A 25,698-nucleotide genomic window follows, 5' to 3' on the forward strand; every position below is an offset into this window, starting at 1 on the left:
TGTATTGACTTGTATTTAAATATCTATATTTGTTTTCATAAACAATAGATATATGTCAACCATCTTTAATCAGAAAATTGATTTGATTCAGCTATTGCGTCAGATTCCTGATGAACATATCCTAAAAATAGCCACTAAAAGTAAAGTTGATCATTATGCCAAAGTATTGAATGGCCGTTTGATGTTTTATTTGCTTTTATCAGGAATCCTTCGTACAGATAAATTGAGCCAGCGTGGTCTGGCTGATTCCTTTTCCTCTCCTCTTTTTCGTACTTTATTTAATTTTAAAGGTAAACCAACGATATCCCATAGTTCCATATCCGATCGTCTGTCCACCATGAATACTGATTTCTTCCGGGAGTGCTACGAAACGATCTATCATATTTTCAGTTCTTTATACAGTACGAAAGAGATCGAAAACTTATGTCTTCAGCGTGTGGACAGTACTCTTGTAAGTGAAGCCTGCAATCACCTCAAACAGGGAATGCCGTGCGGCAATCTTTACGGGAAAAAGAAAATGATGAAATATACCATCAATTTTGACGGAATGTTTGCTTCTTTTGCAACGACTCATTCGGGTGATAGTGAAGCCAGCGAATCCCATGTACTTCCTGAGAATGTGCTCAGCCATTTTCAAAAGATAAAGGATCACTCTTCTGTTTATATCCTTGACCGCGGTCAGAATTCTGCCGAAGCATTCAGGACAATGAAAAGTCAGGATGGACTCCTTTTTGTAGGCAGACTGACCGATAAACGGAAAATGCTGGTGGTGGAGGACCTGAAAAAGGGAAATGATGTTTTCACAGACGGAGACCTTCTTGAAGACAAATTGGTTAAACTTTATAAACGGGAAGAAAAACTCAATAAAGAAGGAAGAAAAGTAGTAACAACCAGACTCGTTGATGAAACTTTCCGGGTAGTGCGTTTTAAACCTCAGGGTAAAGGCGAAATTTTACTCATAACTAACTGTCTGGAACTTACAGCTCAGACTATTACTCAGATATACCGTCGACGGTGGGATATTGAAGTCTTTTTTCGTTTTATCAAACAGGAACTGAATTTCAGCCATTTTCTCTCCATGAATGAAAACGGAATACAGATTGTGATGTATATGACCCTGATTACGGCTATGCTGGTGATGATTTATAAACGGGAAAATAATATCGGATATACCACGGCTGTCAGAAGAATGGGCATTGAACTCGAAAATCTGATTATGGCCATTATCGTTATTGAAAGCGGGGGAGATCTGAATAAAACGCAACTCAGACCTCCTGTCTGAAAATTTAGGAGCACTTGAGAAGACCAGAAAAAAAGAATATATGGAAAAAGACAACCATGGACAATATTTTTTCTTCCGAACATGACTGAGTCCGTCCCATTGTGTATTTTTTTGATTTTTTCCGTCTGGCATTTTCTTTACGGCCTGACTTAATCCGGATGAGTAATCGCTTATTTCTGTCTGGGATTTCTCAGCGAAGTCTGCGTGATTCGCGTGATTTGATTTAAAACCGTAGACCAGAAATTACACAGTGAGTCCGTCCCACTGTGTAATTTTTTTTAATGAATTACCCCGCAGAGGTTACAGTTATTTATCGGTAGTAAATTGCTGTAGGATCTGAGGGGTAGTCTATATTAGACTTGGTATTATGAATTCGCCGGGTTGTTTTGCAATTGGGCTTTATCTATTTTTTTGACGATTTGGCCGTAAATGATCAGGGCTATTGCGGATACCAGGGCGATGGCTGCGAAGTAATACCAGATATAGTGAGCGTTAGCGCTGGCTGCCCGCCATTCTTCCTGTGTTGAGAAAAGAGTGGGTTCCGGGCAATATTTACTGAGTAAATAACCGGAGAGTCCGAATCCTACGATGGAGGACAGGAACGAGTGAAGATGGCTGAATCCGAGGTATAATCCTTCTTCCCCTTTGGGTGCTTGCAAGGAAAAATATTCCAGAAAACGGGGAGAGATGAACGTTTCTGCTAAGCCCTGGAATACAATGCCGACAACCATCATAAAAGCGACCGGATGCATGGTTAAGATGGTGGTGTCCGTATTGAACATATTTCCGGAGGCCATGCACAAGGCGGAGATCGGCATGATGAACATTCCGATCGTCATGGATGTCAGTGCTGTTTTCTTGCTCATCAACTGAGTTACTAAACTGACGGTCAATACAACGACCAAGGGGTTTACATTGGCGTACCAGGAGGGAGAAGCTCCTTCTCCGGCCAAACGCAAAACATATTTGGGCATTGTGGCATACAGTTGATGTTGTACCATCCAGAAGCCGGTAATAATGAGGATAAGCAGGATAAGTCTTCCGTTGGCACATACTTTCAGGAGAGCTTTCCATATCTGGCGGAATGTTTTTCCTTCTCCGCTGTGATTGCTGCTTTTGTAGAAAAACCAAATAGCAATTAAAGCCAGCAATGTCATGGATGCTGAAAAGTAGTTGAGCGTAATAAGTCCTTCATTGCCTAAAGCTTCACGTAACGGTTTTACGATTGTTTTTCCCGAAAAAGCCCCGATATTGACCATAGCATAAAAGATAGCAAAACCTTTTGCCCGGGTTGCTTCTGTTGTTTCCCGGGCGACCGTACCGGAGATGACACTTTTAATAAAAGCACCTCCGATGATGATGAGAGCCATGATGGGGATAATTCCATAACGTATACTGCTGTCCGTTAATCCTTTGAATGTGGTGGTCTGGCTATATTCCACCAAGCCGGCGCTTTCCAGATAAGTTGGAAAAAGTGCAAGGCCTCCGTAGCCTAAAGTCAAAAGCCCAAATGCTAAAAGCATGGAATTGCGGAAACCGATTTTATCGGCTAGAGCACCGGCGAAAGTCGGTAATAAATAAAGAAAAGCTGAAAATGTACCGGCTATTGTTGCAGCCTGAATATCATTAAAACCAAGGATCCGACTGAGATAAAGGGTGATTACAATAAAAACTCCGTAATAGGCAGCACGCTCAAGTAATTCAACTGTGTTGGCGACCCAGAATGCTTTGCTGAAGCGAATTTTTTCTTTGTTTTTTGCTGTCGTACTCATGTATTATTAATTTGTGTTATTGATGAATTGTGCAAAACTAATAAAAATCTTATATATACAAAATTAGATTTAAAATTGGTAAATTATAGATTTTATTTATGTGTACATAAATAATAAGAATGAATGATTTTATATATGATTATTATTCCTTTATAATTCTTTTATATTTTTGACAGTGTGAAATCAGGATTTTAAATTTTAGATTGACGATTTTAGATTATATCTATGATTCTTCGCTGCCAAAAAGAGGAATTATAAATAAATAAACATTTTAATTTTAGATTAAAAAATCTGATAATGAGTTAGATTGCCAAACAATTTAAAATTTACAATCTAAAATTTACAATTTATAGGAAGACTTAATTTTAAATTGATAAGTGTAGAAATTACACAATGAGTCCGTCTCAGTGTGTAATTTTAGATTGAACCCACAGTTCTCCCATACGGAGAAAAGAAAAACATAAATCAAAACTAAACCGATGTAATGGAAAATGTTTTTTATATAGACCGTTTGGCTTATTTTGCTTTTCCACTCAATTTAATTGCGGGCATTTTTCTGGTGGGCGTGATTATTTTTTTGTATGTCTATTACAGGGAAAACCGGTTTGTGAAATGGTTGGGGGGTATGCAGGGAACATTGTGGATTATCGGTAGCTTGATTTTTGTGTTGCTGGGAGAAGGGATATTGGCCGGACGATGGTTTTGTACCTGGCCTTTTGTGTGTTTGTTACTGCTGTTGTGGGTAAATCTCGGTTTGGTTGTCCTTAGACATATTCGTGCGTGTTCGTTGCGGAATGTTTTGTTTCTGTTGAATCATTTGGGATTGTGGTTGGCTTTGGGAGGAGCATTATGGGGGGCTCCTGACCGGAAATCGGTAAAATTGATTGCTTATCTCCGGCAGCCGGAATATACGGCTGTGGATGAGACGGGAAGATTGTATCCGCTTCCGTTTACCGTTACGCTGGAAAAGTTTCAGGTTGAATATTACGACCGGATGCAGCGGGTTCCCAAGAAATTTCGTTCGGAGTTGATTTTACAAAATAAAGAGTGCCGGCTGTATACAGCAATTGAGGTGAATGAACCGGTCGATTTTGGAGGCTATTCTATATATCAGGACAATTACGATCGGGAAAAAGGGTTGTATTCCGTCTTGTTATTGGTGCGTGATCCATGGCTGGGTATTGTATATACCGGGATTCTAATGATGATCATCGGAGCTGTCGGACTGGTGGTATGCGGCCCGTTGCGTAAACCGAATCAATAATGTAAAAAGAAAATGATGTTGACCTGGGATGATTTTATCATATTTGCTGCGGGTGCTGTTTTGTGCTGGAGTGTCGCAGCTTTGTTGGCCTACCGTAAGGGAAGGGGAAAGGCTGTGATTGCTTTGTCTCTGCTTGGGATCTTAATATTCGGAGGCTTTATCGGCGGTTTGTGGGTGTTTTTGGAACGTCCGCCGTTACGTACAATGGGAGAAACCCGTTTGTTTTATTCCTGGTTTGTGGCTGTTGTCGGGCTGATGGTGTATTTACGCTGGCGTTACCCTTGGATATTGTCTGTAAGTGCGGTTTTGTCTGTCGTTTTTATTGTTGTCAATCTATTGAAACCTGAAATTCACGATAAGGCATTGATGCCGGCTTTGCAGAGTGCTTGGTTTGTACCTCATGTAATTGTTTATATGTTCGCTTATGCTTTATTGGGATGTGCCATGCTGGTCGGAATATACGGTTGTTTACCGGCAGGACGTGTAAAACGTCCGGTTTTGTTCAGTGTTGCCGATAATTTGGTGTATACCGGACTGGCTTTATTGACTTTGGGGATGCTTTTCGGTGCTATCTGGGCGAAACAAGCCTGGGGACATTATTGGGGATGGGATCCGAAGGAGACCTGGGCGGCGATAACCTGGTTTACCTATTTGATGTATGTACATGTACGCTACCGTTATCCGCAGAAATATGCCTGTGCGTTATGGATTGTGGTGTTGGCATTTTTATTTTTACAGATATGTTGGTACGGAGTTAATTATTTGCCTTCGGCAGAAATGAGCATACATACGTATGCATAAGTTTTTACAGAAAGAGGGGCAGGGAACGAAATAGAATATGAATTAAAAAGGAATGGTTATGAACAAAAAACGAGCGTTTTTATTCACCTTATTGGTGTTGATTCTTGGATTGGGAGCGATTGCGATTTACAGATTTAATTTTCGTAAATCCATCCCCGAAGCTTCTTTGGCTTTACAGGTAAAAGCGGTATTGACGAATAACGGTTGCTTGGCCTGTCATGCTTCGGATGCAGAGAAACCGTTTTACTCTAATTTTCCGGTAGCTGGAAAATTGGTACAACAGGATATGCGTAACGGATTGCGTTATATCGATTTAGGAAAAGTATGCCAGGAATTGGAAGCCGGTAAGCCGGTTTCGGAAGTTAATTTGGCGAAGATCGAACAGAGTATGATAAATGAGTCGATGCCTTTGACAAAGTATAAAATGATACATTGGGGAACGTCTTATAATGATGCGGAAAAGGATGTTTTAACCCGTTGGGTGAAAGAAACCCGTGCGTTTTATTATCCGAATTCATTGGCTGCGCCTGAATTCGCCGGAGAACCGCTGCAACCGGTTCCTGATTCGATTCCTGTCGATCCCCGTAAGGTGGCTTTGGGATTTAAACTTTATCACGATACTCGTATTTCTGCGGACAATACGGTATCTTGTGCAACCTGTCACCCATTGCATAAGGCTGGTGTAGACGGTCTGAAAACGTCGAAGGGAATTTACGACCAAATCGGAGGTATTAATGCTCCGACTGTATATAATGCCGGTCTGAATATGAGTCAGTTTTGGGATGGAAGAGCTGCGGATTTACAGGCTCAGGCAGGCGGTCCTCCTTTGGATGTTTTGGAAATGGGATCGAACTGGGATGAAATTAACGGTAAGTTGAGGGCTGATAAAGAGATGGTAAAAGAGTTTGCTTCTATTTATCCCGAAGGAATTAGTGAGCATACGATTACGGATGCTATTGCTGAATTTGAAAAAACGTTGCTGACTCCGAACAGTCGTTTTGACCGATATCTGAAAGGAGATAAAAATGTATTGACAGCGGATGAGATTGCCGGTTATCATCTGTTTAAAAAATACAACTGTGCTACTTGTCATGCCGGAGAAAATATAGGTGGCCGGTCCTATGAATATATGGGGATTGTGGCGGATTATTTTGAACACCGGGGATTACCGCTTCACGATAATAAAGATTACGGTCATTTTAATGTCACTCAGGATTCTGTGGATTTCCAGCGTTTTAAAACCCCAACATTGCGAAATGTAGCTTTAACGGCTCCTTATCTGCATGACGGTTCGGCACAGACGTTGGAAGCGGCTACGGAAGCGATGTTTACTTTTCAGACCGGTAAGGAAGTTTCAAAGGAAGAAATCGATAAGTTGGTTTTGTTTATGAAGACATTGACCGGAGAAAATCCGATGATGAGTTATGTACACCCGGGTTTAGAGTAAGCGTATAAATTGAATTTACGATTTTAGATTTTGGATTGATTCATCTGGAAACGTTGATTTGCGGTTGGAATTCAGCGGGATCAGCTATTTTTTCAAGCTAAAATCGTAAATTTAACCGTTTTGTTCTAATTAAGAGCTTATTATGATTGATTTACCTACAGAATTGCATCCGCTTGAGCCGTTTTTTCCGGAGGGGACAAAACTTTTGATGCTGGGTAGTTTTCCTCCGGCCCGGAAAAGATGGAAGATGGAATTTTATTATCCTAATTTTCAGAATGACATGTGGCGTATTTTCGGTTGGGTCTTTTTTGAGAATAAGGAATATTTTCTGACGCAAGACCGAAAATCTTTTGACGAAGTTTCTATAAAAGATTTTTTAAACCGGAAAGGAATTGCTTTATCGGATACGGCCCGGGAGGTCATACGACAAAAAGGAAATGCTTCCGATAAGTTTTTGGAGATCGTTCAATCGATCGATTTACAAAAGGTGTTGGAGCAATTACCGGAGTGCCGCGCGTTGGTAACGACGGGGCAGAAAGCAACAGATACTTTGTTTGCTTTGTTGGATGCGCCGCAACCCTCGGTGGGGGGATATGTCGGGTGTAATTACAACGGACGCGATTTGCGGATTTATCGGATGCCCTCCTCTTCCAGGGCTTATCCAAAGCCTCTGGAAGAGAAAGCCCGTATATATAGGCAAATGTTTTGCGAGTTAGGTATGCTGTCCGTGTAAGGCCTGTTTTTTCCTCTTTTTTTCCATGGTCAGACTGATGATAATGGGGATACCCACAAAAATAACAGTACCTGTGATGACTAAACCCGTGTAAAATGCGGGGCTCCCGACAGGCAACTGGGACGGTGGGAAGAAGGTGACGATGAAAGAGAATAATACGGCCAGAAAACCTATTCCGGCAATGATCCACATGCCTGTATTTCCTCCGGGTACCCGGTAGCTTCTTTGCAGATCCGGTTGGGTGTATCTCAATTTGATGCCGGAGGCGTACATCAGCATGTACATAATCAGGTACAGACCGATTGTCAGGGCGCTTAACAGGAAGAAGGCGACACTGACATTACTCATTACAATATAAAGTGAAGAAAGTACGGTGACAAGGCATCCCTGGATAAGCAGAATGTGAATTTGTACACCGTTTTTGTTCGTTTTTTTCAGAAATTCAGGTAACTCACCGTCGTGTGCTGTCCAAAGGAGACCGCGACTGGGTCCTGAAATCCAGGACATGACGCCGGCCAGAGCTCCGAATGCAATGAGCAGGCTTATGATGTTGGTGAGCCAACCTATGTGGTAGTGATCGAACAATTGTGTAAAAGTGACCAATAGACCGTCCTGTAAATTAATCTGGTCGTAGGGAGTTACGATGGCTACGGCTAATGCTCCGAGCGTAAAAAGTCCGAAAGATATGAGGGCTGCCAGGAACATGGCTGCCGGGAATTGTTTTTGCGGATTTTTCAATTCGGGGGCGTGTACGGCATGTACTTCGACTCCTGCAAATAAGAGCAGGATACCGGCCAGAAATGCAATATCGCTCATTCCTGTCATGTGTGGAAAGAAGCGGGGATGTGCATGATTACCGGCAGTATTTACGATCTGGTTGACAGAGTCCGGTATATGTTCGAAAGCTATCGGGTTCTTTCCGGCCAGCCAGATAATCGCCATAACGATGATAACGATTCCCGGCAAGACCGTTCCCAGTAAAAATCCCTGACTGGTAATCCGGGAAATAACGGAAGTACCTTTTAAGGTTATCCAGGTAGCGAACCAATACATGACAATGGCAAATACCCCTACAAATACACCGTTTTGTGCCAGTTCCGGTTTCCCGATCATATAGGCAACGGCGGCAGCGGCAAATCCGAGTACTGTCGGATACCATACGACATTTTGTATCCATTGTAAAAATATGGCGGTGAATCCCATAGGCCGATTGAATGCTTCTTTTACCCAGGTGTATACACCGCCTCCCCGGTCGGCGAAAGCACTGCCGAGTTCTGCTCCGACAAGTGCTGCCGGAATCAGGAACAGGAATGTGGCAAAAAAGATGTAGAAGAACATGGTCAGTTCTTCCTGGGCCATCATGGGTAATCCCCGCAGGCTGATGATAGCTGCGGCTGTCATCAGGGCCAATTGAGTGGTAGAAATATTTTTTATTTTTTTCATCGTTTAGGAATAGGGGTGGTTTAGAAATTAAATTTTTATTTTTTTACTAACGGATGAACAGGAAATAGGTTTATGGGTTTCCGTTAAAAAATATTGACAAGAGTAAGAGAAGGTTGAAAGGGTTTTATTACTTTTGATTTGCGGTTGATACAAGTATTTCCGGTGTTTTAGCTGAAGCTTTTTTATCCGTAATTTAGTAACTTTTAAAGCTTCAGAAAGTATAAAAGGGGAAAACGGTATGAACCGTAAAAATATATAATCAGATTAAAATGCAGAATACAAATAAGAGAGTCACTTTTGAAGACGTGCGGGGCAATGAAGAGATCAAGTGTTATATATCACAGGCGGATAAAGCTTTATCTGCCATGGGGTATACGGAACATTCTTTTGCTCATGTGGTGAAGGCAGCAGATGCTGCTGAGAAAATATTGAAGACATTGGGATATCCGGAACGGGAGGCAGAGTTAGCGAAGATAGCCGGGTATATGCATGATATCGGTAATATCGTGAACCGTATCGATCATGCCCAGAGCGGAGCAATTCTGGCGTTTCGTTTATTGGAAAAAATGGGTATGGAGGCCAACGAAATCGCTCAGGTAATCAGTGCCATCGGAAATCACGATGAAAGTACTGCTGCTGCGATTAATCCCATTGCTGCCGCTTTGATTTTAGCAGATAAGACCGATGTACGACGGAGCCGTGTACGCAACCGAGACTTTGCCAATTTTGATATTCACGACCGGGTTAACTATGCCGTTGAAGAGTCTAAAATTTATTTTAATGAAGATAAAACGGCTATTGTATTGGAGTTGAAAATCGATACGACAATTTCGGCTGTCATGGATTATTTTGAGATATTCCTCGGCCGAATGATGCTTAGCCGGAAAGCTGCAGAATATTTGCAGATCAGATTTGAACTGGTGATAAACGGACAAAGGCTGTTGTAGGTAATCGTTTTTAATCAGCTTGTTATCGGGTTATTTCCAGAAATTTGAAATGAAAACGTTTGAATAATTTTGTTGAAAAACTTTTTTTATTCACGGAAAGTTTCTATTTTTGTATCGGAGGTGAGGATTCCAAGTTATAGGAATTCTTTTATAGATAAAAGGCACTTATTGGAGGATAAGTGTCATTTATTTTTTTTATGTATTAACGAGCTTAAATTATATATTATGGGAGTAAAAGTATCATATATAACCAAAGAAGGTTTGAAGAAGCTACAGGATGAGCTTGACAGACTACAGAATGTGGAAAGACCGAAAATTTCCAAGGCGATAGGGGAAGCCATTGAGAAAGGCGATATTTCGGAAAATGCGGAATATGATGCAGCAAAGGACGCACAAGGCTTATTGGAAGCGAAGATTGCTCAATTGCAGGATACGATTGCCAGTTGCCGCATTATTGACGAATCCCAGTTGGGAACTTCGAAAGTACAGATGCTTAATAAGGTGACAATTAAAAATGTAAAGACCGGAGCAACGATGGCTTATACGTTGGTGTCCGAAACCGAAGCTGATTTTAAAGCCGGAAAATTGTCGATTCATACGCCTATTGCTCAGGCTTTGGTCGGGAAAAAAGTCGGGGATGTCGTTAAAGTAAATGTACCGGCGGGAGAAGTTGAATTTGAAATTATGGATATCAGTCTGTAATTGCTTTGTTTTAAATGATCCGATTTTCAAATTTTGAAACTGTAAATTATGGCATCTGTTTTTTCAAGAATCATAAACGGTGAAATCCCTTCTTATAAGGTGGCAGAGAACGATAAGTATTATGCTTTTCTGGATATTGCTCCTTTACAAAAAGGACATACACTGGTTGTTCCTAAAAGGGAAGAAGATTATCTGTTCGATCTGAGTGATGAAGAATTGGCCGGAATGATGGTCTTTGCTAAAAAGGTCGCTAAGGCTATACAGAAAAGTGTGCCCTGTAAAAGGGTGGGAGTTGCCGTTATCGGTTTGGATGTACCCCACGCACATATTCATTTGGTGCCTCTTCAGGGAGGGAATGATCTTAATTTTGCTAATCCGAAAAAAGAATTTTCCAAGGAAGACATGCAGGCATGTGCCGGGTTAATAGCTTCTAATATGTAATAAAAGAGGGTTATACATAGAAAAATAGAGGAAATTTGAGAAGATTTCCTCTATTTTTTTTGTTTTTCCGAAAAAGTGTATACATTTGTAGTGTATTAGTGATGTAATACACTATTATTGATGTATACCTAAAAGTTAAGATTATGATAGAAATGAAAGAATTAGGGTTTGGATATCGCCGTAGACATGCTGTCTTTTCGGGTTTGAACCTGAATTTGAAAGCTGGTCATGTTTATGGCTTGCTTGGTAAGAACGGTGCCGGTAAGAGTACTTTGCTGAAGCTGATTACCGGTTTATTATTCCCGGATCGGGGCGAGTTGAAAGTTTTGGGTGATTGTCCGTCATTGCGTCATCCTTCTTTTTTATCGGATTTATTTTTTATTCCGGAGGAGTTTTATTTGCCGGATATGAGTATGCGGACTTATATCGGCTTAATGGCTCCGTTTTATCCTCGTTTTAATAAGGAGCAGTTGGAGGAATATATGAATGAATTGGAAGTTCCTATGGAAGAACGTTTTAGCCGGATGTCCTATGGACAAAAGAAAAAATCTTTAATAGCTTTGGGGGTGGCCTGTAATACGGCCTTGTTGGTAATGGACGAACCGACGAACGGTTTGGATATCCCTGCCAAAAGTTGTTTCCGGAAATTGATTTCTTCTGTATCCGGAGACAATCGTTGTATGATTATTTCAACTCATCAGGTAAGGGATTTGGAGAGTTTGATCGATGCAATTGTGATTATTGATGAAAGTCGTATTTTGATTAATGCGACGACGGATCAAATAACGGAGAAACTACTTTTTAAACAAGTTACAGAAGGAGATGACGTATTGTTTGAAGAAGTTTCCATAAGAGGACGTTGGGGGTGTGTGCCGAATGCCGGGAATCAGGATAGCCGTTTGGATATGGAATTGTTTTTCAATGCCGTGCTGCAAAATCCGGATCGGATCTGTCAAATGTTAAAATAAAGAAGAGATGAAAGAGATATTCAATATAAATAGATTCGGTGCTTTATGGATAAAGACGAATCGTGAGAATTTGAGAGCAAATCTGGTATTACTGGCTGTCATTGCTGTTGTGACTTTTTTGTGTCTTTGTCGTTTTAATCCTTTTACTCCGGAGTATACTGTCGTCAATTCAGATGGAACAAAAATTTCGTTTGTCAGGGAACAGGCTGAAAGGCAGTTTATCGTTTTTTGGAGTGTCCTGTTTTTCTTTTCTATTGTTGTTGCTGCCCGTTCGTTTAAGAATGTCATTTCACCTTATAAATCGGTAAGTACCTTGTTGTTGCCGGCCTCTTCTTTTGAGAAGTATTTATTGGCTTTTTTAAACTCGACTGTCGTTTTCTTTTTGGTTTATTTACTGTTGTTTTATGGACTGGACTGGCTTGTGAATACTTATAAATACAGTGGGATAAGTCAGGCAAGTTATACCACGGGATGGTTCGGCATGAAAATTCCGTTGATCGAGGAAGGACAACAAATGCTGCGTCCGTCGCTTGCTAATGTCCTGAATATATCTTCCGGGGACAGTGGATTTTTAACCGTTGTCAATCGGGATGATTTCAGTTGTTCTTATCATACTGCTTTCTCATTTTACCCGATATTGGGTTGCTGGTTGTATGTGATTGCCATATTTATGTGGGGATCGATAACTTTCCGGAAACGGGTGATTTTGTTGACGACATTATTACATTTATTACTCTTCCTGGTAGTGGGGTATTTTATGTATCTTATTGTACGTCATGTTATGGAAGCTTATTACCTATCTTCAATGGTGAATGTGGAACCGGATTTGCCTTCACCTTATTGGGGATTGGCTTTTTATCTTTTCCCGTTTATCTATTTGTGGGTGGTATGGATTAAATTAAAAAGAAAACAATTAAAGTAAGAAGCTATGAAAAAATACGATTTGATATTGATTGCCTTATATGTTGCTTTTTTGCTCATTTTATGGGGTGTATTGAAGAGTTATGTTTATACAAATATGGAAGACCGGCGGGAGGTGAATGAACTGGTTGATGCTATCCGCCGTACAGATCTGAAAGCCGTTGTTATTCGAAATACGGAAATGTATGTAAAAATCCGGCGTACAGATGAAGACCGGGTTCAGATTAGGGGAGGAAATCTCTGCCGGACAAATAAAGAAGCCATGCGTTTGGCGGGAGATACGCTGTATATCGGTTCCCCGATGGGAGCAGACCGCGATTATATCCGTATGACGATTCCGGATTCTATGCAGGTAATCCTGTCCGCAGCACCTAATGTTGATTTTCAAGAATAATAGTTATGGATTTTAAGGATACTCAGGCAATATATATGCAGATAGCCGATTTTGTCTGTGACAATATTGTTTCGGGCAAATGGAGCGGGGATGGAAGAATACCTTCTGTCCGGGAACTGGGCATGCAATTGGAGGTGAATCCCAATACTGTCATGCGGGCTTATGAATGGTTGGAAAACCGGCAAATCATATATAATAAAAGAGGAATCGGCTTTTTTGTATATGAAGATGCACGACAACATATTTTGGAGGATCAGCGGACAGCTTTTTTGGAGCAAGAGTTGCCGGAGCTTTTCAGGCGTATGAAATTACTTGGAATTACCGGAGAGGAAATTGCAAAAGGTTTTGAAGACTATCTTCATAAGTCTGCCTAGGAGGTAAAACCGTTTATCTACGAATGTCCTGCATGAGGTCCCGGTATGTTTAAATGTTTTTATAAAATAATAAAAACGGGCTTACTGCGTAAAGTTTAAGGAACCGATGAATTATTTTTCGGAAAATGAATTAATTTTACAGTTGGAAATCAAGTTGTGAATAACTTATGAAGAGACGTGAAATGTATAATGCTTATGCGGATTTGGAGGGGTACAACTGTTTCGGTTGTTCTCCGGCCAATCCCTACGGGTTGAAGTGTAAATTTTTTGATGAAGGTGAATATATTACTTGTGATTGGGAGCCTTCGGAAAATTATCAGGGTTTTTTTCACGTGTTGCACGGAGGTATTCAGGCGACCCTTATCGATGAGATTGCCAGTTGGGCTATCTTCTCTTATGCGAAGACTGCCGGAGTGACGACCGAGATGGCTGTAAAATACCGGAAACCGGTTTATACCAACCGGGGAGGAATTCATTTGCGTGCCAAGGTGACGAAGGCAGAAAAAAGGTTGGTTACTGCCCGTGTCGAACTTTTTAATGCGGCAGGAGAACTGGCAACGGAAGCCGATGTCGTTTATATGGTTTATCCGGAAGAGATTGCACGTAAAAAGCTGGATTGGCCGGGTGTAGAAGCATTTTATAAGGAGTGAGCTGCAGGATGTTGAATTTGGATAAATAGAATAATGAAGCAGTATAAGAACATTGTTTGGGATTGGAACGGAACGTTGTTAGACGATAAGAATACAGGTGTAAATACGCTGAACCGGATGTTGGAAAAAAGGAAGCTGAAGACGTTGTCTTTGGAAAATTACCGGGATGTTTTCGGGTTTCCGGTGGAGGATTTTTACAGGCGGGTAGGGTTTGATTTACAAAAGGAGACGCTACATGATATTTCGGTGGATTTTGTGGATACATACGATATTTTTGCGGAAGGAATCGGATTGAACCCGGGGGTACGGGAAACGCTGGATGCTTTGCAAAAAGCAGGAATACGACAATATATACTTTCTGCTTTGCGTGAGGATTTACTTTCTCAAATGGTGAAGGATTTCAATATCGGCCGTTATTTTTTTCAGGTTTGCGGTTCTGATAATATATATGCGGCCGGAAAAATCGAACGGGGAAAACGGATGGTTGAGAAGTATGGTATTTGTCCGGAGGAAACCCTTATGATCGGAGATACGACTCATGATGCCGAGGTAGCGGAAGCTTTAGGATTCGGGAAGTTGTTGTATACCGGAGGGCACAATAGTGAATGGCGTTTGCTGGAAAAAGGAGATGTTATACAAGGGATGGAATGTATCCCGGATTTGCTTTTGAATTAATAACGGTATTTTGCAAATAAACCGGATTTTGTAAAAAATACAAAATCCGGTTTTATTTTCGGGGGATATGGTTATAGCTTATACCGGTATAGTTGAGCGAGTGTGTTGTAGTACTCTTTTTCTACATTCAGGTAGTTTTGCCGGCTGTCGTAAAATGTGGTGAGTTCTACAAAATAATCGATCATTGAAATTTGTCCTGCCATCAGGGCTTTATTCAATAATTCTACACTGTGTTGTTTTGTCAATATCTCGGAATATTCTTTGCAGGAGGTTTGCAGGGCGGTGGCCTGCTCGTATAATTGTTGCAAATTGGATTTCAGGTTGCGCGTGTTATCCTCGATAACTGCATTTGAATATTCGAATTGGGCTTTTGCTTTTCGTACGGTGTTTTTATTTTCAAATAGCGGTATTGACAAGCCTACGACAAATCCGTTGAGGGTTTCATCGCTGCCTCCATTTCTCCGGTAACCGATATCAAATTTGGGTAAGCTTTGTGCGCGGCTCAAACGAATTTCACGTCCTGCAATTTCTGCCTGTGTCGACAGATTCTTTAGGTTGGGATCCAGAGCCATATACTCGCTTTCCAGTTGTTGGAAATCCGGCAGGTTTTCACTTACAGGGTATTGAGTACCGGTGAATTCAATGGGTATACCCCCGTTCAGGGTTTGTAACTGCTCTTGTTTTGCCTTTAGGGCTGCCGAGTTGAGCCGGGCTCCGTTTTGGGCATTGAGTAGTTCTAGTTGGATTTTATTCAACTCCAGTTGATTGGCATCTCCTTGTTCCAGGCGTTTGGCATATAGTTCGGAGAGATGACGGGCATTTTCCAGTCTTTCGTCCAGCAATGCCTGTTGTTTGCGTAGGTAAATAATTTCCAGACAGGTTTGTTGGGCCAGCAATAAAATTTGTTGACGGATACCAGCGAATTGGTAGTCGTATCCGGTTGATTTTAAACCCGCTAATTTGTTTTTATTGGTATAGACTGTCGGAAAGTCGAAAGATTGAACGACTGCCAGTTCATTGATATTTCCGCCGGTGGTTTTATCGCCCCACAATTGATTGAATTCGATTGTAGGGTTGGAGAGGTAGTTACCGGTGTGTGCTTCCAGCTTTTGAGTTTCTGTCAAATGACTGCTTGCCTGTAAAGTTTTGTTATTGACGGCAATGTTTGTCAATATGCTGCCGATGTCTGATTGGGCTTGCAATAAGAATGACAGGCCTGTAAAGAAGGTAGTGTATATAATTTTTTTCATGTGCTTATTGTATTATGCCGTTATTAATGGAGCGGTATTTCGTTTTGTACTGCAGAATTGCGTTGTTTGTGTTTCAATAAGAAATATACGATCGGAATGATAAATCCGTTCAGTAAAGTCGAGCTGAGTAATCCTCCTAATATGACCTGGGCCATCGGACTTTGAATTTCGTTTCCCGGCAGATCTCCGCCGACAGCCAATGGTATCAAAGCGAGGGCAGAGGTCAGGGCTGTCATCAATATCGGGTTCAGACGGTCTAATGAACCTTGTATGATACTGTCTTTCAGATTGTAACCTTCTGAGTATAATTGGTTATAATGTGATACCAATAGAATTCCGTTTCGGGTAGCGATACCGAAAAGGGATATGAAGCCGATGATAGCAGGAATGCTGATCACTCCGGAAGTTGTCCAAATACTGATGATTCCCCCGATGATAGCCAGCGGGAGGTTGAGCATAATAATTCCGGCCAGCGACAGATTTCTGAATTCGTGATACAAGATCAGAAAAATGATCAACAGGGAAATCAGAGAGGTAAGAAAGAGGATCCTGGAGGCAGCCTGTTCGCTTTCAAATTGTCCGCCGTATTCGATGTGGTATCCTTCCGGTAAAGAGATATTTGCTCCGATTTCTTTTTGGATATCGTTAACCACACCTTTTAAGTCACGTCCGGCTACATTGGCCGAAATCACGATTTTGCGCTGTACATTTTCCCGGCTGATCGTGTTCGGACCGCTTAACGGCAGAATTTCCGCTATATAGTGAAGCGGTATTTTCCGCCCGTTGGCATCGATACTGAGCTCTTCGATGGCTTCTGTATTATCTCTGGCAAAATCGTCGATTTTTACAGTCAGATCGAATACTTTACCGCTTTCGTTGATTTGAGAGACAATTTTACCCGACAAAGCGACATTGACAAATTCGGAAAATTCGGGTAAGGTGATACCGTATTTAGCCAACATGTCCCGTTTCGGTTTGATTTGTAGTTGCGGCCGTTCGATTTGCTGTTCTACATTCAAGTCGGCAATGCCTTCTATGTTACTGATGGCCGATTTGATTTGCGTACCTATATTGTATAGTTTATTCAAGTCGTTTCCGAAGAGTTTGATGGCGATATTGGCTTTTGTTCCGGAAAGCATTGCATCGATACGATGGGATATCGGTTGTCCGATTTCGATGTTTACTCCTTTGAGAATACCTAATTGCTGGCGTACATCTGCCAGAAATTCGTCCCTGTTGCGTTTATCCAGGATAAAGGGAGCTTCGATTTCAGAGACATTGACCCCCAAGGCATGTTCATCCAGTTCTGCACGACCTGTTTTGCGGGCAACGGTTTGTATTTCGGGAATATCCATCAGTATTTCTTCGGTCATTCGTCCGATTTTATCCGACTCATCCAGAGAAATGCCGGGCATTGTACTTACGTTGATGGTAAGTGAGCCTTCGTTAAACGGAGGCAGAAAGCTACGTCCCAGTCCGAACATGATAACCAGGGCAAAAATCAGCAAACCTCCGGTTATTCCGATAATCAGCTTTTTGTGTGACAATGCAGTGATCAACGCTTTTTTATATCCTTTTTTCAGAATGCGGGAGACGAAAGGTTCCTGTTCGCTTTTTTTCAATGCTTTCCGTGTCGTCAACATATAACTGCTCATGACCGGCGTGAGTGTCAGGGCGACGATTGTAGAAGCAAATAAGGCTACAATGAATGCAATTCCTAAAGGGATCAACATACGGCCTTCCATGCCGGAAAGGAAAAATAAAGGCAGGAAACAGGCGACGATGATCAATGTAGAGTTGAGGATCGGCATCCGGACTTCTTTGGAGGCATCGAAAACAACTTGTAAGGAGGACAATCGTTCTTCTGCCGCTTTCAGGTGGTTCTCCCGTAATCTTTTGTACACATTCTCTACATCGACTATCGCGTCGTCAACCAAAGAACCGATGGCAATGGCCAGACCTCCGAGACTCATGGTGTTAATCGTCAGTCCTAAAGCATGTAATACCAGAATTGCAACCAATAGAGACAAAGGCAGGGCAACGAGTGAAATGATTGTCGTACGTACATTCATTAAGAAGAAGAAAAGGACGATAATCACGAAAACAGATCCTTCGAATAAGGCTTTTTGGATATTGTTGATCGAACTTTCAATAAATCGGGATTGGCGGAATATGTCGGTTGAGACGTGTACGTCTGCCGGAAGGGTTTTTTGTAGCTCTTGTAAAGAAACATCCAATTTCTCCGTTAATTCAAGCGTATTTGTCGACGGTTGCTTGGTTACAGTAATCAAGACGGCCGGTTTGCCTTTCTCTGAAGCAAGTCCGAGTTTGGGCGCTTTAGCTCCGATACGGACATCTGCGACGTCTGAAATCAAGAGCGGAACATCATTAGTGGTTTTGATAACGGCCTTACCGATTTCTTCCGGCTGGGTGGTAGCCATAACACCTTGGACAATGTATTCGTTGCCGTATTCGTAGAGGATACCTCCGGTTGAATTTTGGGTCATGTTGTCGAGTACCGGGAGTATTTCGTCCAGGGTCACATTATAGTGTTTCATTCGTGACGGGTCCAGCAAGATTTGATATTCCTTGATATCGCCTCCGATGACAGCGACCTGTGCAACGCCTCCCGTAGAGAGAAGCCGGGGACGTATGGTCCAGTCGGCGATGGTTCGTAAATCTTGTAAAGAGGTCGTGTCTGCTGTCAGACCGATGATCATCATTTCTCCCAGGATGGAAGATTGAGGTCCCAAAGTAGGCTGACCGACAGTAGAGGGCAGGGCATCTCCTAGTGTAGCTAGTTTTTCGGATACAATTTGCCGGGCTGTATAGATGTTCGTGCCCCAATCGAATTCAACCCATACGACGGAAAATCCCGTCGTAGAAGAGGAACGGACACGTCTGACGTCGGTGGCTCCGTTTACGGCAGTTTCCACAGGGAAAGTAACCAAACGTTCCACTTCTTCAGGAGCCATCCCTTGTGCTTCGGTCATGACCACTACAGTAGGGGCATTTAGATCCGGGAAGACATCGACTTCCATTCTGGAGGCGGTGTAACTACCCCAGATCAATAGCATTGCGGCTGCCATTAGAATGAGTAGCCGGTTGCGCAAAGAATATTGTATAATTTTATTTAGCATATTACATGTTTTATTGAAGTTGGTAAAGTGTCCGGGAAATGATATTGATGTGTATCTCCCGTATCCGGCTTATTAATGTTCGTGGCTGTGACCGTGAGGTATAGCCCCTGAAAAAGAAGCCATTTTTACCTGGTAAGCACCTTGGGTTACGACCCGGTCTCCGGCTTTGAGCCCTTTTAATATTTGTACCTGACGGCCGTCATTCATGCCTGGTGTGACTTCCTGCTTCCGGTATCCTTCTTCATCCAATTGGACATATACATAAAATGTACCCATTTCATTCGTCAACGCCGTGACAGGGATGCTTAACGTATTGTCAATCGGGGCAGAAATCAGAAATACTTCTACAAAAGAGCCGGGGATGACATCACCTTTATTGTCGAATTCGAAAGAAACCGGCACATAGAAGGAGTTGGTGTTGGAGGCTTTTCCGAAAGAGAGTAGTTTACCGTCCAATTCTGACAAGACATATACTTTGTTGTCGTATGGAGTCTTGAAATTGGCACTTCGTATCAGGTTCAGGGATTTATAATGTTTTTCGGAAACCTCGGCACGCAATACCAGTTTTTTATTTTGTGATACAGTGGCCAGAGGTTGTCCTACAGTGATGTATTCACCTTCTTTTATCAGCAGGTTTTTCAAATATCCGGTCAAGGGAGAAGTTACACCGACGCCTTTTGCTGTCCGGTTACCGGATATGGCTTCAAATGCGATTTTAGCATTTTCATAATCCAGACGTATGGTTTCGAATTCCCGTTGGGAGATAATTTTGTCTTTTATAAGAATAACCGCCCGTTCATATTCCGCCCGGGCTTTTTCATAACCGGCTTTTACTTTGGAATAATGATCTCCTTCTGCGATATTCCGGGAAGCAATATTGAATAATACTTGTCCTTTTTGTACAGCACTCCCTTCCGTAAGTGTTTTGTTGTAAGATACGATACCGTTGCTTGTGGCTACGATAACCGATTCATCTCCCGGGGCCGGTAATATTTGTCCTGTTGTTTTGATAACACCGTGAAATGTCTCCGGCAGTATTTCTTCTACTTTAAAGTTTGTTTTAGCCGCTTGTGCTTTTGTAAAGATAATTTCGTCGCTGTGTTCGGAGGCTGAAACTGCTTTTTGTTCTGTTTTACCCCCGTGATCATGTCCTTCGTGATCATGTCCTTCGTGATTATGTCCTTCGTGGTTGTGCTCATCGTGTTTTTCTCCGGGTTTGTGCTCATGGTTATGTCCTTCATGATCGTGTTCTGCATGTCCCTCGGGAGTTTCGTGTGTGTGTGCGAGAGTCGGATTTTGATTTTTACAGCTGTAAAAAGCCAATGATATACTGATAAGTGTAATGATAATATTTCTCATGTTTTCAAATGTTAAGTATTTATTTTGAATTTACGGTTTGAGATGGCACCTATAGGGATTAAACCGTATGATTCAATTTTAGATTTCAGGTTGTAAATAGACTCTGCCAACGTAACCGTTATCAGGTTCATTTAATACCTAAGTTCTGCAATTAAAATCTGAATTGAAATAAATGCTGCAGATCCTTCTGAATCATTTGGAAGGATAAGTGCTGCTTAACAGATAGGAGGTGCACGGCTGGCTTTATCCGCTGTCAGAAGAAGTATTCGGAAATTTTCGTCAGGAGCCTTTGGGAAACAGGCGGATTCAACTTCGAAAATATAAAACCCGACGGTTTCTGTTAGTATGTAACAGGAAAATAAGAAATGGTGAAAAGGGATATGTTCGTGATTTTCACTGAATATATTTCTGGATGAATTTCCGTGTATTTGTGTTTGAAACAAATGAGAAATACATCCCGATTCTTCCCTGCCGGAATCGTGTTGATGATTGTGTTTCCCATCTGCTTTTTCACAATGGGAAACGTTAAAACAGATGTAGTTGTTGTGATGGTGATGAGGAAAAACGGTAAACGCCAACAGGATCATGCCGGCTAAATAAAGAGGTAATATGGCTGTCCGTTTTTTTCTCATATTTTTACAAAGATATGTAAAATATTGAATATTTTAAATTTAGATTAAATGCACAAGCTTGTCTTTATATTTTGACCTCAAACCTTACATGCAAAGGTTTGCGTTGTCTGGCAGAGTTACAGAGCCTGAAGGCTTTGTAACTTCAAATTTACTTGTCGTTTTCAGAATGACAGCACAGAAAACCGCGGATCATCATTTCGGCCGTAGCCGGATTGGTAGCGATAGGAACATTGTGTACGTCGCATACACGCATTAACATTTGTACATCCGGTTCGTGGGGATGTTTACCCAGCGGATCCCGAAAAAAGATAACCATTTGTACTTTATGTTCAGCTACCAGTGCTGCGATTTGAGCATCTCCCCCGAGTGGACCGGATAGTAATCTTTCCACTTCAAGGCCGGAGTCCTGAGCGTGTTTGCCCGTCGTGCCTGTTGCTACGATTTCTGTCCCTACCGATTTCAGAAAATCCATGTGTCTGTTCAAAAAAGCAACCATTTCTGCCTTTTTACCGTCATGTGCAATTACTGCAATTTTCATAATCGAATTATATTTAGTTATAAAATTATAAATTACAAACTCTGTTTATGCAGGTCATGAGGGACTTGCAGATTAAGAATCTGTGATTTTAATCGTGTACGAAAATACGGAAAAAAATAGAATAATAAAAATTTTGTCTTTATCTTGAATTTGTCTGTCATTTGAGTGTATTCCCCAATTTTCCGGCGGCTGCTTCATCGGTGAAAAATTCGATGTGATCTGCATGCCGGGCGATATATCCGGCTGGGTACTTTTCGGCTTCCGTATTCGGATTTAGTACTTGCGCAAGTATTTCGGCCTTTTCGCTTCCGATGACATAAAACGAAGTCAAACCGGCCCGGAGCATAGGCTGTCCGGTGAGGGCAATACGGCGTTGACCGTTGTAGGGATTGATGGAAGCGGCATAAGGTTGCGGAGACGTGAGCAGGTCATTTTGACCGGGAAATACGGAAGATGTATGCCCGTCTGTCCCCATACCCAGGATCAGCATATCGAATTGGGGATATCCGTCATTGTCCGGTAAGTTTTTTTTTACCAATTCCGAGTAGCGTTGTGCTTCATGCTGCGGATTCGCTTCTCCCATAATGCGATGGATTTGCATGTGTGGGATCTTTACTTTATCGAGAAACAGTTTTTTAGCCAGGCCGTAGTTACTGTCGCCGTCTGTCGGGGAGACACATCGTTCGTCGACCCAGTAAAGGTGTATACGGTACCAGGGAAGACTTTTATAATACATTTCCGCCCATAAGCGGAAAAGTAATTCTGCTGAATATCCGCCTGAAATGGCTAGACTGAAGGAATCTTTACGGATGGTGTCCAACTGTTTCAGAAGCTGATGTGTAACTACACGTGCGGCCTCTTGCGGGGTGTCGGAAATGTGTATTTTCATAGCTCACAGTATAAGTTTGTTTTTGTCAGATTTTTACAAGGGTTTGTCCATGTGCCTTCTTCCCGGATTATCCGGTCAGCCGCCCCCGGTCCCCAGCTTCCTGCCGGGTAACCGTATAACGGTATCTTAGGGTCTTGTGCCCACAATTGGAGAATCGGATCCAGGAAGCGCCAACTGGCTTCAACGGCGTCACTTCGGGTGAACAGTGTCGTTTCTCCTTGAATACAATCTTCCAGTAGGCGTGCATAAGCATCTCCGGTAGGGACACCCCCTAAACTGTCGTATGTGAATTCAACCGGAACTTCTCCCATATTGAAGCCCGATCCCGGAATTTTCATACTCAATGTGAATACGACTCCTTCATTGGGATTCAGGCGGATGATCATACGGTTAGGGTGCGGGCAGTGTGTCAAACTGCTGAACATGATGTGAGGGGTCTGTTTGAAATGAATGACGATTTCCGATACCTGTGTCGGCATTTGTTTACCTGTGCGGATATAGAACGGTACTCCGTCCCAACGCCAGTTAGAGATGTTTACTTGCATTGCGACATAAGTTTCGGTCCGGGAATGGGGATCGACTTTTTCTTCCTGCCGGTAGGCAGAAAAATGTTTTTTCCCGGCATCAGAAGCCGTGTATTGCCCACGGACAACCTGTGAGCGAATCTCTTTCGGGGTCATGGGTTTTAGGGATTGATAGACTTTTACGATTTCGTTGCGGAAGCTGTCTGCATCGAAGGAAACAGGTGGTTCCATGGCACATACGGCCAGCACCTGTAACAGATGACTTTGTACCATGTCTTTCAAGGCTCCGGTTTGGTCGTAAAAACCCCCTCTCTGTTCAACGCCCATATTTTCTACTGCCGTAATTTCTATATGATGGATGTAATTCCGGTTCCATAACGGTTCCAGTACGACATTGGCAAATCGAAGTGCCAGTATGTTTTGTACTGTTTCCTTGCCCAAAAAATGGTCTATCCGGAATATCTGATTTTCATCGAAGATTGAAGTATATATGTGATCTAGGTGTCGTGCTGACTCCAGGTCATGTCCGAAAGGTTTCTCGACGATGATACGTTTGAAACCGGGTTTCTTTTCGGTCGGACGGTTCAGTCCTGCTTTTTGTAATAAGAGGGGTATGGTTTCGTACAGAACGGGAGGTGTGGCTAAATAATAGAGGTAATTTCCCGGGTTGTCGATCGTATTGTCCAATTCGTCCAGTCGTTTTTTTAAAGCGGGGTAGGCGTCTTCGGATGATGGATCCAATGTTTCGTGATAAACGGATTTCAGAAAATTGTCAGCATATTCCGTATTAAACTCTTCTGTTTTGGTATATTTCCTGAGATGTTCCCGGATATGTTTGCGGTATTCTTCATTCGTAAATGAGGTACGGGCAATACTGAGTATTGCAAAGTGTTCAGGCAACTCTTCCCGTTTGAAAAGCATGTAGAGGGAAGGCATTAGTTTACGCTTTGTCAGATCGCCTGAACCGCCGAAAATAATCACTACCAAAGGTTGCATAGTTTGATGTTGTTAAAGTTGTGTGTATGGCATTGTTTTTTCAGGCATTGTAAATGCCGGCATGGGTGTCGTTCCCTTCACCCGTCCAGTCTTCGTGGAAGAATTCATTCCGGGGACGGTCTGTACGTTCGAAGGTGTGCGCTCCGAAGTAGTCACGTTGGGCTTGGATCAGATTGGCAGGAAGGGTCTGCGTTGTCAGTGAGTAGAAATAGTTCAAAGCGGCTGCAAAAGCAGGAACTGCTGTATTCTCCCGGGTTGTCTTTATCAATAAAGCTTTCCAGTTGGGAAGTACTTCTCTGATTTGTTCCCGGAACCAGGAGGAAAGAAGTAAATTTTCCAAATGAGGTGTTGAGTCGAAGATTTCTGCAATGGGGGTTAACAGGGCAGCCCGAATGATACAGCCTGCCCGCCATATACGTGCGATAGCCGCCAGATTGAGTTCCCAATGGAAATGTTCGGAAGCTTGTTGCATCAAAGCGAATCCCTGTGTGTAGGAAATGATTTTCGAAGCATAGAGAGAGTCATGTATTTCCTGATACATGATCTCCGGTTTGTGGGTAAAAACGGGAGCGTCCGTTTTATATTTCCGGGCGGCTGTGATGCGTAAGTCTTTATGAGAAGAAAGGTCTCTTTGAAATACAGCCGTTGCAATAAGGTTTAGGGGAATACCCAGTTCCATTGCCTGGATAACCGACCAGCGGCCGGTGCCTTTTTGACCTGCTACATCCAATATTTTGTCGATGAGAAAGTTACCTTCTGTGTCTTTGTGACGTAGAATATCTGCAGTGATTTCAATCAGATAACTTTTCAGTTTTCCTTTGTTCCATTCTTCAAACCAGGTGGCAATTCCCGGATTACCCGTATTAAGAGTTTGTTTCATAACAAAGTATGCTTCGGCAATGAGTTCCATGTCGGCATATTCGATTCCGTTGTGTACCATTTTTACGAAATGCCCGGCACCACCTCCACCGATCCATTCGCAGCAAGGGCTTCCGTCTTCTGCTTTGGCTGCGATACGTTGAAGTATTTCCCGCACTTGGGGCCAGGCTTTCCCGGAACCTCCCGGCATGATCGAGGCTCCGTGTAATGCTCCTTCCTGCCCGCCCGATACGCCTGCTCCGATATAATAGCAGCCTTTGGATTCGACGTATTGTACTCGTCTTTCAGTGTCTTCGAAATTGGAATTTCCTCCGTCAATGAGAATATCTCCGGATTCCAAAAGAGGCAATAGCTGCTCGATAACCTGATCGACAGCGGTACCTGCCTTAACCATCATCAGTATTTTACGTGGTCGTTCAAGTGACTGGACAAAAGCTTTGAGGTCCTCGAATCCTTCAAATCGGCGACCTTTTCCGTATTCTTGCATGAAATGCTGAACAACACTGTGGGAGGGGTGTGGACGGTTGTATACAGATACGTGATATCCTTTATCTTCCAGATTGAGGGCCAGCCCTTCTCCCATAACGGCCAGTCCTATAACTCCAATATCCGATTTTTTCATAATAGAATAGATTTGATTTCGGATATACGGAGAGAAAAGAAGTAAGGTTTAAAAA

Annotated in this window: 24 protein-coding genes; 14 read left to right on the forward strand and 10 right to left on the reverse strand. The window is 42.4% G+C overall.

The window, feature by feature from the left end; translation table 11 throughout:
* The first annotated feature begins 52 nt into the window (after positions 1-52).
* On the forward strand, positions 53-1,282 hold the full coding sequence (locus BN8908_RS01125) for an IS4 family transposase (protein WP_068688501.1): 1,230 nt from the start codon (positions 53-55) through the stop codon (positions 1,280-1,282).
* Between the two features lie 365 nt (positions 1,283-1,647).
* Here the strand turns inward: BN8908_RS01125 and BN8908_RS01130 are convergent, their stop codons facing one another.
* Complete coding sequence (locus BN8908_RS01130) at positions 1,648-3,054, reverse strand: MFS transporter (protein WP_021987696.1); 1,407 nt, start codon at positions 3,052-3,054, stop codon at positions 1,648-1,650.
* 484 nt (positions 3,055-3,538) lie between these two features.
* Between BN8908_RS01130 and BN8908_RS01135 the strand changes: the two genes are divergently transcribed.
* From BN8908_RS01135 to BN8908_RS01150, 4 genes are all read left to right on the forward strand, one after another.
* Positions 3,539-4,318, forward strand: coding sequence for a cytochrome c biogenesis ResB family protein (locus tag BN8908_RS01135; RefSeq protein WP_021987695.1), 780 nt, complete (start codon positions 3,539-3,541; stop codon positions 4,316-4,318).
* Positions 4,319-4,336: 18 nt separating this feature from the next.
* Positions 4,337-5,119: a cytochrome c biogenesis protein CcsA gene (gene ccsA, locus BN8908_RS01140; protein ID WP_068692033.1), complete on the forward strand. Its 783-nt coding sequence runs from the start codon at positions 4,337-4,339 to the stop codon at positions 5,117-5,119.
* A gap of 58 nt (positions 5,120-5,177) precedes the next feature.
* On the forward strand, positions 5,178-6,566 hold the full coding sequence (locus BN8908_RS01145) for a cytochrome c peroxidase (RefSeq protein WP_068688503.1): 1,389 nt from the start codon (positions 5,178-5,180) through the stop codon (positions 6,564-6,566).
* Between the two features lie 142 nt (positions 6,567-6,708).
* Entirely contained in the window at positions 6,709-7,299 is a 591-nt protein-coding gene (locus BN8908_RS01150; RefSeq protein ID WP_021987692.1) for a uracil-DNA glycosylase family protein, read from the forward strand.
* Here BN8908_RS01150 and BN8908_RS01155 read toward each other — a convergent pair.
* Complete coding sequence (locus BN8908_RS01155; RefSeq protein ID WP_068688505.1) at positions 7,279-8,742, reverse strand: amino acid permease; 1,464 nt, start codon at positions 8,740-8,742, stop codon at positions 7,279-7,281. The two genes, BN8908_RS01150 and BN8908_RS01155, sit on opposite strands and share 21 nt — an antisense overlap.
* A gap of 269 nt (positions 8,743-9,011) precedes the next feature.
* Here BN8908_RS01155 and BN8908_RS01160 point away from each other — a divergent pair, with 269 nt between their 5' ends.
* The 9 genes from BN8908_RS01160 (at position 9,012) to BN8908_RS01200 (ending at position 14,814) form a co-directional block, all read left to right on the forward strand.
* Complete coding sequence (locus BN8908_RS01160; RefSeq protein WP_021987690.1) at positions 9,012-9,689, forward strand: HD domain-containing protein; 678 nt, start codon at positions 9,012-9,014, stop codon at positions 9,687-9,689.
* A gap of 225 nt (positions 9,690-9,914) precedes the next feature.
* Entirely contained in the window at positions 9,915-10,391 is a 477-nt protein-coding gene (gene greA / locus BN8908_RS01165) for a transcription elongation factor GreA (protein ID WP_021987689.1), read from the forward strand.
* A gap of 48 nt (positions 10,392-10,439) precedes the next feature.
* On the forward strand, positions 10,440-10,832 hold the full coding sequence (locus BN8908_RS01170; protein WP_021987688.1) for an HIT family protein: 393 nt from the start codon (positions 10,440-10,442) through the stop codon (positions 10,830-10,832).
* A gap of 143 nt (positions 10,833-10,975) precedes the next feature.
* Positions 10,976-11,800, forward strand: coding sequence for an ABC transporter ATP-binding protein (locus BN8908_RS01175; RefSeq protein WP_021987687.1), 825 nt, complete (start codon positions 10,976-10,978; stop codon positions 11,798-11,800).
* Between the two features lie 7 nt (positions 11,801-11,807).
* Positions 11,808-12,722: a hypothetical protein gene (locus tag BN8908_RS01180; protein WP_068688507.1), complete on the forward strand. Its 915-nt coding sequence runs from the start codon at positions 11,808-11,810 to the stop codon at positions 12,720-12,722.
* Between the two features lie 6 nt (positions 12,723-12,728).
* A complete protein-coding gene (locus BN8908_RS01185) occupies positions 12,729-13,115 on the forward strand; it encodes a hypothetical protein (RefSeq protein ID WP_021987685.1) in 387 nt (128 codons plus the stop codon).
* A gap of 5 nt (positions 13,116-13,120) precedes the next feature.
* Positions 13,121-13,489, forward strand: coding sequence for a GntR family transcriptional regulator (locus tag BN8908_RS01190; RefSeq protein WP_021987684.1), 369 nt, complete (start codon positions 13,121-13,123; stop codon positions 13,487-13,489).
* Between the two features lie 167 nt (positions 13,490-13,656).
* Positions 13,657-14,139 carry a PaaI family thioesterase gene (locus BN8908_RS01195; RefSeq protein ID WP_068688510.1) on the forward strand — a complete coding sequence of 161 codons (483 nt, stop codon included), beginning with the start codon at positions 13,657-13,659 and terminating at the stop codon, positions 14,137-14,139.
* A gap of 33 nt (positions 14,140-14,172) precedes the next feature.
* Positions 14,173-14,814 carry an HAD family hydrolase gene (locus BN8908_RS01200; RefSeq protein WP_021987682.1) on the forward strand — a complete coding sequence of 214 codons (642 nt, stop codon included), beginning with the start codon at positions 14,173-14,175 and terminating at the stop codon, positions 14,812-14,814.
* 71 nt (positions 14,815-14,885) lie between these two features.
* Here the strand turns inward: BN8908_RS01200 and BN8908_RS01205 are convergent, their stop codons facing one another.
* From BN8908_RS01205 to gnd, 8 genes are all read right to left on the reverse strand, one after another.
* Positions 14,886-16,064 carry a TolC family protein gene (locus BN8908_RS01205; RefSeq protein ID WP_068688512.1) on the reverse strand — a complete coding sequence of 393 codons (1,179 nt, stop codon included), beginning with the start codon at positions 16,062-16,064 and terminating at the stop codon, positions 14,886-14,888.
* Positions 16,065-16,087: 23 nt separating this feature from the next.
* Positions 16,088-19,204, reverse strand: a complete 3,117-nt coding sequence (locus BN8908_RS01210) for an efflux RND transporter permease subunit (protein WP_068688514.1) — start codon at positions 19,202-19,204, stop codon at positions 16,088-16,090.
* Positions 19,205-19,276: 72 nt separating this feature from the next.
* Positions 19,277-20,563, reverse strand: coding sequence for an efflux RND transporter periplasmic adaptor subunit (locus tag BN8908_RS01215; RefSeq protein ID WP_021987679.1), 1,287 nt, complete (start codon positions 20,561-20,563; stop codon positions 19,277-19,279).
* Between the two features lie 215 nt (positions 20,564-20,778).
* Complete coding sequence (locus BN8908_RS01220) at positions 20,779-21,195, reverse strand: DUF6769 family protein (protein WP_068688516.1); 417 nt, start codon at positions 21,193-21,195, stop codon at positions 20,779-20,781.
* 148 nt (positions 21,196-21,343) lie between these two features.
* Complete coding sequence (locus tag BN8908_RS01225; protein WP_021987677.1) at positions 21,344-21,733, reverse strand: methylglyoxal synthase; 390 nt, start codon at positions 21,731-21,733, stop codon at positions 21,344-21,346.
* Between the two features lie 157 nt (positions 21,734-21,890).
* Positions 21,891-22,622 carry a 6-phosphogluconolactonase gene (pgl, locus tag BN8908_RS01230; protein WP_068688518.1) on the reverse strand — a complete coding sequence of 244 codons (732 nt, stop codon included), beginning with the start codon at positions 22,620-22,622 and terminating at the stop codon, positions 21,891-21,893.
* Positions 22,619-24,142 carry a glucose-6-phosphate dehydrogenase gene (gene zwf, locus BN8908_RS01235; protein WP_021987675.1) on the reverse strand — a complete coding sequence of 508 codons (1,524 nt, stop codon included), beginning with the start codon at positions 24,140-24,142 and terminating at the stop codon, positions 22,619-22,621. The genes pgl and zwf overlap by 4 nt, the downstream gene beginning before the upstream one ends.
* 40 nt (positions 24,143-24,182) lie before the next feature.
* Complete coding sequence (gnd, locus tag BN8908_RS01240) at positions 24,183-25,643, reverse strand: decarboxylating NADP(+)-dependent phosphogluconate dehydrogenase (protein WP_068688520.1); 1,461 nt, start codon at positions 25,641-25,643, stop codon at positions 24,183-24,185.
* Between the last annotated feature and the right edge of the window lie 55 nt (positions 25,644-25,698).

The sequence above is a fragment of the Culturomica massiliensis genome (assembly GCF_900091655.1).
GTDB classification, from domain to species: Bacteria; Bacteroidota; Bacteroidia; order Bacteroidales; family Marinifilaceae; genus Culturomica; species Culturomica massiliensis.